Here is a 12,570-nt window from a genome sequence, read left to right as displayed (position 1 = left end):
AAGGGGGAAGTAGGAAATGGAACACAAAAAGAGTAGTAAGGACATTATAGTCTTTGGATTTGCATTATTTGCAATGTTCTTTGGAGCAGGGAACTTAATATTCCCACCATACTTAGGAATTATAACAGGACCTAAATGGTTAATCTCATTTATAGGTTTCACATTTGCAGATGCAGGACTTGCATTATTAGCAGTTATGGCTGCTACAAAATTCGAGGGAGATCTTAACAAGATGTTCTCTAGAGCAGGAGAAAAGCTAGGAATAGCTATAGGATGTGCAGATATACTTTGTATAGGACCACTTCTAGCTATACCAAGAACAGGAGCAACAACTTACGAAATGGGTATAATGCCAATATTTGGCGATAAAATACCAGTTGTTATATTCTGTATAGTATTCTTCGTAATAACTTACATATTAACAATAAAACCATCAAAAGTTATAGATATAGTAGGTCAGTTCTTAACACCAGCATTATTAATAGCATTAGCAGTTATAATAGTAAAAGGTGTTATATCACCACTTGGACCAATCATAAAAGAACCTATGATAGAAGGTGTTGTAGCAGAAGGTATAGCACAGGGTTATCAGACAATGGATGCCTTTGCAGCAATAGCACTTGCATCAGTTCTTATAGTATCTATGAATGAAAAAGGTTATACAGAAACTAGCGATAAATTAAAAGCTATACTAAAAGCTGGAGCATTAGCTTGTGTAGGTCTAGCATTAGTATATGGTGGACTTTGCTACTTAGGTGCAACAGTTTCTACATTCAACGATGTAAATGCAGTTCAGACTCAGGTTATAGTTAATATAACTCAGGGATTACTTGGAAATGTTGGTAAAACAGTTCTAGCAGTAGCAGTTGCATTAGCTTGTTTAACAACTTCAATAGGTCTTACTTCTGCAACAGGACAGTACTTTACTAACCTAACAAAAGGTAAGATCTCATACGGAAAAATAGTACTAGCTGTATGTATATTCTCAGCTTGTATGGCATCTATAGGTGTTGGAGCAATAATCAAATTTGCATCACCAATACTAAGTATAGTATATCCTCCAACAATAGTACTTATAGTGCTTGCATTCTTCACAGAAAAAATAGAAAATGACAATGTATACAAATTCGCTACATATATGTCATTAATAATAAGTACATTAACAGTATTACAGAGCTATGGAGTAAATGTACCATTTATAAACTCACTTCCATTTGCACCACTAGGATTTAACTGGGTAGTGCCTGTAATAATAGCTGGTATAATAGGAAACTTTGTAAAACCTAAAAAAGCTTGCTAAAAAATTAGTATAAGTGTTAGATTTTATAAAAATATACCTAGTTAATAATTAAACAAATTAACATATATAAATTTTGAATTACGAAAAAGACATATGTCGATAATTAATTTGTTTAAATTTTATAAAATAAAATAAATAAATTGCATGTATAGTATATAATTTTTTACCAAATTAAAATAAAAATTAATAAAAAGTTTTAAAATGAAAAACGCTGTATTTTTAACTAGTACAGTGTTTTATTTTGTTTTGCAAATTTTGTGAAAATTTTATAAATTAAAAAAATATATTGACATAGTACTTATTTAAAATGTATAATAAAGCCAGGTTAAGAAATTATTAAAATTTTTGGAATAATAAAAAAATAATTAGTCTTAAGGAATTATAAGTCAAATACGGAGGTGCCAAAATGGGTAAACAGAAAGTAGAAGTTAAGGATTTAATGGTAGTTGGATTCGCATTATTCGCAATGTTCTTCGGAGCTGGTAACTTAATTTTCCCACCTTATCTTGGAGTAGAATCAGGATCTAGTTGGTTTACAGGATTTGTAGGATTCTTATTTGCAGATGGTGGTTTAGCATTATTAGCAGTAATCGCAGCTACAAGATTTAGAGGGGATACGTCAAAAATGTTTGACAGAGCTGGGCATAAGCTAAGCGTTTTATTAGGTTCAGCAATAGTAATATGTATAGGGCCACTTCTAGCAATACCTAGAACAGCTGCTACAACATATGAAATGGGTATATTACCAACAATAGGACCTGGATTCAATGCAATATTATTCTCAGTAATATTCTTCGCATTAACATTAGTATTAACAATAAAACCTTCAAAAGTTGTAGATATAGTAGGTCAGTTCTTAACACCAGCATTATTAATAGCTCTTGCTATACTAATAGTTAAAGGTGTAATAACTCCACTTGGAGAAATAAGACCAGATACATTAGTTCCATCAGTATTCGCAGAAGGTGTTAACCAGGGATATCAGACAATGGATACATTAGCAGCAACAGTATTCTCTACAATAGTTATAGTATCTATAATGGAAAAAGGATACGAGGATGAAAAACTTATGGTAAAAGCTACTATAGGTGCAGGTGCAATAGCAGTTATAGGTATGGGTCTTGTATACGGTGGACTTTGCTACTTAGGAGCAACAGTTTCTACTCAGTACGGAATGGACGTAGAACAGACAGCTTTAATAGTTGCAATAACTGAAGCTTTATTAGGACAGACTGGTAAAATACTTCTTGCTATAATAGTTGCTCTAGCATGTTTAACAACATCTATAGGATTAACTTCAGCAGCAGGAAGATACTTCTCAGGATTAACAAATGGAAAATTAAAATATGAACATATAGTAGTAGCTGTATGTGTATTCTCAGCAGTAATATCTAACTTCGGTGTTAGTACAATAATAAAATTCTCTGCTCCAATACTAAGCATAGTATATCCAGCTACAATAACATTAATCATATTATCATTATTCGGACACAAAATTAAAAATGACAATGTATTCAAATGTGCAACATACATGGCATTAGTAATAAGTATACTTACAATAATGGGCGTTGAAGTTATAGTTAACCTTCCGGGTGCTCAGTTCGGATTTAACTGGATACTACCAGTTGCTGCAGCAGCTATAATAGGTAACTTTATACCTTCAAAAAAATCAGCATAATAATTGAAATTAAAAAATAATTATATTCCAATAAAATGGCCGTCGGTTTTACTGACGGTCTTTTCTTTTGATGAATAAAGATGAATTTTAATGTATAATTATATTTGTAGACTAAGATTAAAGAATAGGAGAAAAGCTATGAGAGATAAGAGTGTAAAAGAAATTAAAGAAATAGCAGATAATTTAAGAGAAGATAAATATTTAGAATTTATAGAAGAATTGAAAGGCGATGATAGAAAGTCTGTAAATAAAATAGCTATTAGTTTGGCTAAGAAATTAGACAAGATAAGATTAGAAGAGGAAAGACTTGAAAGAATAAATGCTTACGAAAATGAAGGATATGAAAAGGGATATACTTATATAGCTGGAGTAGATGAAGCTGGAAGAGGACCTCTTGCGGGACCTGTTGTAGCTGCGGTTGTAGTTTTAAAACAGGGAACTAAAATTCCTGGAATAAACGACTCTAAAAAACTTAGTGAGGATAAAAGAAACGAATTATTTGACATAATAAAAGAAGAGGCTTTAGATTATGGAATAGGTATAGTTGGAAATGAAGAAATAGATGAGTACAACATATTAAATGCTACGTATATGGCGATGAGAAAAGCATTAAACTGTCTAAAAAAACAACCTGACTATATATTAGCAGATGCTGTTCATATACCAGATGTAGATATAGATCAGAACTCTATAATAAAAGGAGATGCTAAGTCGATATCAATAGCTGCAGCTAGTATATTAGCAAAGGTTACTAGGGACTCTTTAATGTACCAGTATGATGAGATATATCCTGAATATGGATTTGCACATCATAAAGGATATGGAACAGCAGAGCACTACAAGGCTATAGATGAAAATGGAATAACTCCAATACATAGAAAAAGTTTTTTAAAGAATGTTATATATTAACATAAAATAAGAAAATAACATAATTATTGTGTTATAATGAAATAAGGCATAATAGTCTGAAAATTTTTTAAATCTGGGGGATAAAAAATGGATTACAATGAAATGCTAAAAAACGCTAGAGAAAAATTAAATGGAAGTTGCAAGGTATGTAAGGTTTGCAACGGCGTGGCTTGTGCAGGAGAAGTACCTGGTATGGGTGGAAAAGGAAGCGGACAGGCTTTCATAGAAAATGTAAGAGCTCTTGAAAGAGTTAAACTAAATATGAGAGTTATCCACAATGCAGCTGATCCTGATACTTCAATAGAATTATTTGGTAAAAAAATGGATGCTCCTATATTTGCAGCTCCAATAACAGGAACAACTCTTAATATGGGTGGACAGTTAACAGAAAGAGAATACATAGAACCAGTTGTAGAAGGATGTGCTAATGCTGGAATATATGCTATGGTTGGAGATACTGCAGTCGACGCATTCCTTATAGAAAACTTAGATGTTTTAAAATGTCACGATGGAAATGGTATAGTATTTATAAAACCTTGGGACAATGAAAATATAATCAAAAAAATAAGATTAGCCGAAGAAGCAGGGGCTTTTGCTGTAGGTGTTGATATAGATGCTTGCGGATTAGTTACATTATCTTTACATGGAAAACCAGTTCTTCCAAAAGATTTAGAGCAGCTAAAAGAATTAGTTAAATCAACAAAACTACCATTCATACTAAAAGGTATAATGACTGTAGAAGACGCTTTAATGGCTGTAGAAGCAGGAGCAGATGCTATAGTAGTATCTAATCATGGAGGTAGAGTATTAGACTTTACACCAGGTTCTGCAGATGTTCTTCCTGAAATAGCTAAGGCTGTAAAAGGAAAAATAAAAATACTTGTAGACGGTGGTATAAGAACTGGTGTAGATGTCGTTAAAATGCTAGGACTTGGAGCAGATGCAGTATTAATAGGTAGACCATTTGTAACAGCTTCATTTGGTGGTGCTACAGACGGTGTAGAAACTTATGTTAATAAAATAAAATCTGAACTAAAAGGTGCTATGATATTAACTGGATGTTCAAACATATCAGAAATAGATGAAAAAGTAATATATAGATAAGATAATATTTTATGAGGTTGTTGCAATTTTGTGACAGCCTCTTTTTACGTTTAAAAACAAAAGTTAGCCTAAGGAGTTAACTTTTTAAGGTGTAGATTTATTAAATTTTTAAAAAGATAATAATACAATAAAAATAATAAAATATTTTTTAGAAAAAGAAGGTAATAAAGGTTTTAATATAGAATTATAATATATACAAATAAAATAAGGAGGGAAGTCAGATGACTGAAAGAAATTATGATACAGTACTAAAGGAAATTGAAAAATTTGTAAAAGAAAGAGAAGAGATCATAAAATCTGCTGGTGACTGGATAGACAGATATATCGCAGACAGAGCCCTTCCTATGGAACTAAAGGACAAATGTGCTGACTGGCAGCAGGAACTAATAGACATGCTAGAAGCACAGGTTCTAGAAGCTAAAGACTACTACATGTGTATAAAAGAAAAAATAGAAGACATGCAATAAAACTTTAGCTCACAAAATACTTAAAAATTCTACTTAATATCAAAAAATAGGTGCTATCATAAATAATATTATGGTAGCACTTTTCATTTTTATATCAATTAAAATAATGTGAATAAATTTATTCATTTATATAGCATCCAACTATTTCACCAATATACATTGTGTGGAAATCATCTTTGTCTGGATAGCATTCATCAAATAATCCATCAACTAAGAACTGAGATTCTTTTAAATCATTCTTAAACAGTTTCTTACAAACAAGCACTAATTTTGATTCTTCATAGCCAAATCCATTTTCTAACTCTACAAGATTTAACCCTTCTACATTCATCTTATCTATATCTCTACCAGATTTTGTTCCAAGAAGAGATAATTTATCTTTATATCCATCTTTTAAGAATGTAAGCGTATAGTAATCGCTATTGTCCATAAATTCTTTTGTATATCTGCTCTGTCTAACATATACAGTAGATACATTTTTTCTCCAAAGAACTCCAACGCCACCCCAACTAACAGTCATAGAATTGAAAGAATCTTTATCTCCTGCCATAAGAAGTGCCCAATCATTGTCTAAAAGAGTGAATGGGTTTACATTTAATTCCTTTGGATCTATTTTTTTTAACATAGAAAATCCCCCTTTAAAAGATAAAATATTAAAACTTCTATAAATATAATATCACAAATCCAAAAGATAAAATCAAATAAAAATAGCAAAACGCAAAAGAAAAGTATAAAAAATAAATTCTATGAAAATAATAAAAATAGGAGAAAGATTGGAGGTTTATTAAAGATATGAATAATGTAGAAAAGGGAAAAATTGGTGAGGATATAGCTGCTGAATTTTTGAAAAAGAAGGGAGCAACTATAAAAGAAAGAAATTTTAGAGGCAGATTTGGGGAAATCGATATAATAGCCTTTTTTGATACAACAGAAATAGTTTTTATAGAGGTTAAAAGTAGAAGCGATTGTAGATATGGATTTCCTGCAGAGGCTGTGGGTAAAACTAAGCAAAGTAAGATAAGAAAAACAGCACAGGAATATATAATGAAGAAAAATTTGTATAAGGTTTCTATTAGATTTGACGTTGTGGAAATATATATGAATGATAAGAAAATTAGGCATATAGTGGATGCATTTTGATGGAGGTGTTGAGATGATAAGTTCTATAAATTCGAGAAATATAATTGGAATAGACAGTTGCGATATAAAAGTAGAGGTAGATATCGGAAAGGGAATGCCGGCGTTTAATATAGTTGGGCTTGCTAGTACAGAGATAAAGGAAGCTAGAGAGAGGGTGAAGTCGGCAATAACAAATAGTGGATATAGATTTCCAAATGCGAGGATAGTTGTAAACTTATCTCCAGCAGATATGAAAAAACAGGGTTCATTTCTAGATTTGCCAATAAGTATGGGAATATTGAGAGATAAAATAAAAGCAAAAGATAAAGAAATGACGGATTCTGTTTTTGTTGGAGAGTTATCGCTTGATGGAACTGTTAAGTCTATAAAGGGAATTCTTCCTATTGTAATAGGAGCGAAAGAAAACGGATACGAGAAGATATTTGTACCGAGAGATAATTTTAATGAATGTAGCTTTATAGATGGGATTGAAATAATACCTGTAAGTAGCTTGAAAAACTGCATCTCTATATTAAATGGAGGTATTACAAAGATAGAAATTGAATGGATTAAATCAGATATTTTAAAGGATGAAGAATTAAAAAACTCAGTTGATGAAAAGATTGATTTTAGCGATATAAAGGGAAATATATACGTCAAAAGATGTGCTGAGATTTCTGTTGCAGGTGGTCACAATATGCTTATGATAGGCCCACCAGGATCTGGAAAATCTTTTTTAGCAAAGAGAATGCCTACAATTTTCCCCGATATGACTAGGGAAGAGATGCTTGAAGTGAGTAGGATATATAGTGTTTGTTCAAATTCAGTTGAAAGAAGTGGTCTTATAGAAAACAGGCCTTTTAGAGCACCTCATCATACGTGTACAGGAATTTCGTTGATAGGTGGTGGAGTAGATGCAAAGGCTGGAGAGATAACATTGGCTCATAGGGGAGTGTTATTTTTGGATGAGGTTGCAGAATTTAGCAGAAAAACATTGGAGTCGTTAAGACAGCCTATAGAGGAGAAAAGTGTAAATATCTCTAGATTGAAGTACAGCATAACATATCCAAGTGATTTTATTTTAGTTGCTGCAATGAATCCTTGTCCCTGTGGATATTACAGGTCAAATATAGAGTGTAGATGTAGACGATACAACATAGAGAGGTATCTAGGAAAGTTATCAGGACCATTTTTGGATAGAATTGATATTTTCACAGAAGTGAAATCAGTTTCATTCGATGAGATTAATTCAAAAATAAAAAATGAAACGTCTGAAGAAATAAAGAAAAGAGTTGAAGCAGCTAGAAGAATGCAGTACAAAAGGTTTAAAGGCGATAAAAATAAACTCAATAGGGATATGAATAGTTCTGAAATCGACAAGTATTGTGCTGTAGATGATAGCTGTGAGAAAGTTTTAGAGATGATTTTTAATAAATATAGATTGAGTAATAGAAGTTATATAAAACTTCTAAAAGTAGCAAGGACAATAGCAGATTTAGATCAGAGGGAAAATATTAAAGAAAGTGATATACTGGAGGCATTTTCAATGAGAAGGGCATACTATACGTATTTTTCTAAGCTACACGATTAAAATATATATGAAAGAAAGGAAATTTAATAATGAATAAAAGAGATGCATATTTATGGTTATATGGTGTTGTTGGTTTAAGTAATTTGACAATAGACAAAATTGAAAAGAAAATACCAGGTACGAAAGATATATTTGATTTTTCAGAGAAAACAATATATAATCTTGAAGGAGTAAATGATAAAGTTAAGAGTAGTATCATTAATTGTAAAAATAAGATGAATGTAGATGACTATAAGGAACTTCTTTACAAAAAGAATGTAAAATATTCGGTTATTGGAGATGATGATTACCCTTATAAATTGGCTAATATATACGATGCACCAAAGGTATTATTCTATAAAGGAAATCTGTCTGCACTAGGCAAACATTTTTCGGTTGGAATAGTGGGTTCGAGAAAACCTACTGTGTACGGAGCAGAGTGTACTAAAAAGCTTGCTAGAGAGCTTTCTGATTATGGAGCTGATATAATAAGTGGGCTTGCAATAGGAGTAGACGCAATAAGCCATGAAGCATCCCTTTTAGGTAAGGGAAAGACTTTTGGTGTTTTAGGTTCTGGGATAGACAATCCCCTTCCAAAGACGAATATATGGTTAATGAACAAAATTGTTGATTCTGGTGGAGCAGTGATATCAGAGCATGGAATAAACAAAACAGTTCATCCACATTATTTTGCAAATAGAAATAGGATAATAAGTGGACTCAGTGATGGTGTTATTATAGTTGAAGCAGCTAAAAAGAGCGGCGCACTTATAACTGCGGAATTTGCAGCAGAGCAAGGTAGAACAGTATTTGCTGTACCTGGAAGTATATTTTCAGAAAACAGCAAAGGATGTCATAGACTTATTAAAGAAGGTGCAAAATTAACTGAAAATATAGATGATGTTTTAGAGGAATTTGAAGTATTTAAGTTTAAAACACTTGAAAAAGAAATAAAATATGATACTATAGAAAAAGCCGATATAAATGCGGATTTAGAAGATGATGAGAAGATTTTAGTTGATATTATCAGAAAAAATGGTAGTATAGATATGGATTCTTTATGTTTAAAAACTAAATTTGGCATTGAAAAAATAAATCCAATTGTAGAAAAATTAAAACTGTACGATCTTATTTTCGAAATTGAAAAGGGGGTCTACAGTATGAAAATATAAGAATAAATTAATGACGGAGGTGTGTTTTTTGGCAAAAATATTAGTTATAGTCGAGTCGCCAGCAAAGGCGAAAACAATCGAAAAATTCCTTGGTAAAAGCCATTACACAGTAAAAGCATCTGTTGGTCATGTTAGAGATCTTCCTAAAAGTAAGTTAGGAATTGATATAGAAAATAACTTTGAACCAGGATATATAAACATAAGAGGTAAAGGGGATCTTATAAAAGATTTAAAGAAATCAGCTAAAAAAGCTAGTAAGGTTTATCTTGCAACCGACCCCGATAGAGAAGGAGAAGCAATTTCTTGGCATCTTGAACATATACTAGGCATAGAAAATGACGAGCCTTGTAGAATAGAGTTTAACGAGATAACAAAGGATGCTATAAGAAAAGCTATAAAAAACCCTAGAAAAATTAATCTTGATTTAGTTGATGCTCAGCAGGCTAGAAGGGTTATAGACAGATTGTTAGGTTATCAGATAAGTCCAGTTCTTTGGCAGAAACTTAGAAAAGGACTTAGTGCAGGTAGAGTACAGTCTGTTACAACAAAATTAATCTGTGATAGAGAAAAAGAGATAAATGCATTTGAACCAGTTGAATATTGGACAATAGATGCAAAATCTGAATCTAAAACAGGTGAGAATATAGACTTCAAACTATCTGCTATAGACGGTAAAAAAGCCGAAATACACAACGAAGAAGAAGTAAATAAAATATTAGAAATAATAGAAAATAAAGATTTACACGTGGTAAAAATTGAGTCTAAAAAGAGAAAAAAATCTGCTCCAAAACCATTTACAACTAGTGTACTTCAGCAGGAAGGGGTTAATAGACTAGGATTCTCAACTAAGAAAACTATGATGATTGCCCAGGAATTATATGAAGGTATAGATGTAAAAGGTGAAGGAACTGTAGGGTTAATTTCTTACATAAGAACAGACTCTAATAGAATATCAGAAGAAGCAAAAGGTAAGGCAGAAGTATTTATAAAAGAAACTTTAGGAAATGAATACTATAAAGAAGAAAAAAAATCATCTGATAAAAAGAGTACTAAAAAAGTTCAGGACGCACACGAGGCAATAAGACCTACATCTGTAGATAGAACTCCAGACAGTATAAAAGACTCTTTAAGTAAAGACCAGTACAAACTTTACAACCTAATATGGAGAAGATTTGTTGCTAGCCAGATGAGTGATTCTGAATTTGAACTTATGAATGTAGAATGTCAGATAGAAAACTATACATTTAAAGCTACTGGATCAAAAATGATATTTGATGGTTATACAAAAATATATAACTTCTACGATAGAGAAGATAGAATACTTCCTGAAATATCAGAAGGTGACGATTTAAAAGTAAATGGAATTTTCCCAGAGCAACACTTTACTCAGCCACCTGCTAGATACACAGAGGCTAGTTTAGTAAAAACACTTGAAGAACTTGGAATAGGTAGACCTAGTACATATGCACCTACAATAGCTACTATATTAAATAGGGAATATGTAGAAAAAAATGGTTCTAGTCTTCAGCCAACAGAGTTAGGTATATTAGTAACTGAAATACTTGAAGCTAACTTTGCAAAACTTATGGATGTAGACTTTACAGCTAAACTTGAAAATGAGCTTGATACAATTGAAGAAGGTGAAGCTAATTGGAAAGAAGTTGTAAAAGAATCTTATGAGCCATTTGAAGAGGCTATAAAAGAAGCTCTTGAAAATATAGAAAAAGTAAATATGGATGTAGAAACTGATGAAATTTGCGAGCTATGTGGATCAAATATGGTTATAAAATACGGTAGATTTGGTAAATTTATGGCTTGTAAAAACTATCCAGAATGCAAAAATACTAAACCTATAATAAATAAAATAGGTGTAAAATGTCCTAAATGTGGAGAGGGCGAGATAATTGTAAGAAAAACTAAAAAAGGAAGAGCATTCTATGGATGCAGTAAATACCCAGACTGTGACTTTATAGAATGGAACAAACCTGTGGAGGAAGTATGTCCAGAATGTGGTTCTTACATGACAGAGAAAGTATCTAAAAAAGGGAAAAAACATATTTGCTCAAATAAAGAATGTGGATTTGAGAAAATTATAGAAGAATAAAAAGAAGAAAAAATTAATTAATTTAAGTGGAAAATGATTTTGAGTGGGAATCTTTTTGAATTGTCACTCAAAATCAAACAATTCCGAAATAAATTAAAATTAAAAATAATATATAAAATATTGAAAATTAAAAAAAGTAACAAAATTATATTGAAATCAAACCCAACTTGTGATAATCTTTTTAGTAGTATAGAAAGAAAAATGTGATTTTGTGGAAAAATCAAAAAAATGGTAAAATTATTATAATTAATCAAACTACTTTATTTATTGTGTAGAACAGTTTGACAAGGAGATGAATTTCGATATGGTAAGTGAATTATTACAGAAAACAAGAAAAATAAACAAAACTTTACAGACTAGCGGTGGTAGTAATATATCTTTTAACCTACTTGCAGGAGTACTAGGTGATGTTTTAGAATCTAATACTTATATAATAAGCGCAAAAGGAAAGGTATTAGGACTTCATTTAACTGATGAAGCAGATAGTTCTGTTATAGAAGATGAAATAACAAAACAGAAATGGTTCCCAGAAGAATATACTAAAAATCTATTAAAAATAGAAGATACTAAGGAAAATATAACTGGCGAAGAAATGCTAAAAATATTCCCTTACGAACATGGTAGATTAAACAAAAAAACAATAGTAGTTCCAATTCACGGCAGTGGAGAAAGATTAGGAACATTAATAATAACTAGATATGAAAAAGACTTCAACGATGAAGATTTAGTTGTTGCTGAATATTCAGCTACAGTTGTTGGGCTTGAAATATTAAGAGCTATAAGTGAAGAAATGGAAGAAGAAATGAGAAAGAAAGCTGTTGTTCAGATGGCTATAGGAACTCTTTCATATTCAGAACTTGAAGCTGTTGAGCATATATTTGCTGAGCTTGACGGAAAAGAAGGTCTTTTAGTAGCTAGTAAAATAGCTGATAGAGTTGGTATAACTAGATCAGTTATAGTTAATGCCCTTAGAAAATTCGAAAGTGCTGGTGTTATAGAGTCTAGATCTCTTGGAATGAAGGGAACACATATAAGAATATTAAACGACAAGCTATTAGAAGAACTTGCTAAAACAAAAGAAAACAGATAATTTATTTCTGTAAAAAATGTGAATTAAAAAGCAAGAGGGATATCAGAATTGGTATCC

Annotated in this window: 11 protein-coding genes; 10 read left to right on the top strand and 1 reads right to left on the bottom strand. The window is 31.4% G+C overall.

Annotated elements, in window-relative coordinates:
* The first annotated feature begins 16 nt into the window (after positions 1-16).
* The 5 genes from brnQ (ACK2WN_RS00540) to ACK2WN_RS00520 all read left to right on the top strand — a co-directional run bounded on the left by brnQ (ACK2WN_RS00540) (position 17) and on the right by ACK2WN_RS00520 (position 5,458).
* Positions 17-1,300, top strand: coding sequence for a branched-chain amino acid transport system II carrier protein (brnQ, locus tag ACK2WN_RS00540; RefSeq protein ID WP_330000412.1), 1,284 nt, complete (start codon positions 17-19; stop codon positions 1,298-1,300).
* A gap of 406 nt (positions 1,301-1,706) precedes the next feature.
* A complete protein-coding gene (gene brnQ, locus ACK2WN_RS00535; protein WP_330000411.1) occupies positions 1,707-2,978 on the top strand; it encodes a branched-chain amino acid transport system II carrier protein in 1,272 nt (423 codons plus the stop codon).
* 138 nt (positions 2,979-3,116) lie between these two features.
* A complete protein-coding gene (locus ACK2WN_RS00530; RefSeq protein ID WP_416154529.1) occupies positions 3,117-3,887 on the top strand; it encodes a ribonuclease HII in 771 nt (256 codons plus the stop codon).
* A gap of 87 nt (positions 3,888-3,974) precedes the next feature.
* Positions 3,975-4,991: an alpha-hydroxy-acid oxidizing protein gene (locus ACK2WN_RS00525; protein WP_300527749.1), complete on the top strand. Its 1,017-nt coding sequence runs from the start codon at positions 3,975-3,977 to the stop codon at positions 4,989-4,991.
* A gap of 221 nt (positions 4,992-5,212) precedes the next feature.
* On the top strand, positions 5,213-5,458 hold the full coding sequence (locus ACK2WN_RS00520; protein ID WP_300527746.1) for a hypothetical protein: 246 nt from the start codon (positions 5,213-5,215) through the stop codon (positions 5,456-5,458).
* A gap of 118 nt (positions 5,459-5,576) precedes the next feature.
* On the opposite strand, the gene ACK2WN_RS00515 is transcribed toward ACK2WN_RS00520, so the two are convergent.
* Positions 5,577-6,083 carry a flavin reductase family protein gene (locus tag ACK2WN_RS00515; protein ID WP_300527744.1) on the bottom strand — a complete coding sequence of 169 codons (507 nt, stop codon included), beginning with the start codon at positions 6,081-6,083 and terminating at the stop codon, positions 5,577-5,579.
* Positions 6,084-6,250: 167 nt separating this feature from the next.
* Here ACK2WN_RS00515 and ACK2WN_RS00510 point away from each other — a divergent pair, with 167 nt between their 5' ends.
* From ACK2WN_RS00510 to codY, 5 genes are all read left to right on the top strand, one after another.
* Positions 6,251-6,598 (top strand): YraN family protein, encoded by a 348-nt coding sequence (locus ACK2WN_RS00510; RefSeq protein WP_416154528.1) that lies wholly within the window; start codon positions 6,251-6,253, stop codon positions 6,596-6,598.
* 13 nt (positions 6,599-6,611) lie between these two features.
* On the top strand, positions 6,612-8,168 hold the full coding sequence (locus ACK2WN_RS00505) for a YifB family Mg chelatase-like AAA ATPase (protein WP_416154527.1): 1,557 nt from the start codon (positions 6,612-6,614) through the stop codon (positions 8,166-8,168).
* A 29-nt stretch (positions 8,169-8,197) separates the two neighbouring features.
* Positions 8,198-9,319: a DNA-processing protein DprA gene (gene dprA / locus ACK2WN_RS00500; protein ID WP_300527735.1), complete on the top strand. Its 1,122-nt coding sequence runs from the start codon at positions 8,198-8,200 to the stop codon at positions 9,317-9,319.
* A gap of 28 nt (positions 9,320-9,347) precedes the next feature.
* Entirely contained in the window at positions 9,348-11,423 is a 2,076-nt protein-coding gene (topA, locus tag ACK2WN_RS00495) for a type I DNA topoisomerase (protein WP_416154526.1), read from the top strand.
* Positions 11,424-11,727: 304 nt separating this feature from the next.
* A complete protein-coding gene (gene codY / locus ACK2WN_RS00490) occupies positions 11,728-12,513 on the top strand; it encodes a GTP-sensing pleiotropic transcriptional regulator CodY (RefSeq protein WP_040410426.1) in 786 nt (261 codons plus the stop codon).
* Positions 12,514-12,570 lie beyond the last annotated feature (57 nt).

Source organism: Peptacetobacter sp. AB800, assembly GCF_047807365.1.
Classification (GTDB): Bacteria; Bacillota; Clostridia; order Peptostreptococcales; family Peptostreptococcaceae; genus Peptacetobacter.
The sequence above is the reverse complement of the archived record's forward strand: the minus strand, read 5'-3'. Positions and strand labels throughout refer to the sequence as shown.

Excerpts from the sequence above, each read along its gene's own strand:
- brnQ (WP_330000412.1), top strand. The coding sequence starts at position 17 with ATGGAACACAAAAAGAGTAGTAAGGACATTATAGTCTTTGGATTTGCA.
- brnQ (WP_330000411.1), top strand. The coding sequence starts at position 1,707 with ATGGGTAAACAGAAAGTAGAAGTTAAGGATTTAATGGTAGTTGGATTC.
- ACK2WN_RS00530 (WP_416154529.1), top strand. The coding sequence starts at position 3,117 with ATGAGAGATAAGAGTGTAAAAGAAATTAAAGAAATAGCAGATAATTTA.
- ACK2WN_RS00525 (WP_300527749.1), top strand. The coding sequence starts at position 3,975 with ATGGATTACAATGAAATGCTAAAAAACGCTAGAGAAAAATTAAATGGA.
- ACK2WN_RS00520 (WP_300527746.1), top strand. The coding sequence starts at position 5,213 with ATGACTGAAAGAAATTATGATACAGTACTAAAGGAAATTGAAAAATTT.
- ACK2WN_RS00515 (WP_300527744.1), bottom strand. The coding sequence starts at position 6,083 with ATGTTAAAAAAAATAGATCCAAAGGAATTAAATGTAAACCCATTCACT.
- ACK2WN_RS00510 (WP_416154528.1), top strand. The coding sequence starts at position 6,251 with ATGAATAATGTAGAAAAGGGAAAAATTGGTGAGGATATAGCTGCTGAA.
- ACK2WN_RS00505 (WP_416154527.1), top strand. The coding sequence starts at position 6,612 with ATGATAAGTTCTATAAATTCGAGAAATATAATTGGAATAGACAGTTGC.
- dprA (WP_300527735.1), top strand. The coding sequence starts at position 8,198 with ATGAATAAAAGAGATGCATATTTATGGTTATATGGTGTTGTTGGTTTA.
- codY (WP_040410426.1), top strand. The coding sequence starts at position 11,728 with ATGGTAAGTGAATTATTACAGAAAACAAGAAAAATAAACAAAACTTTA.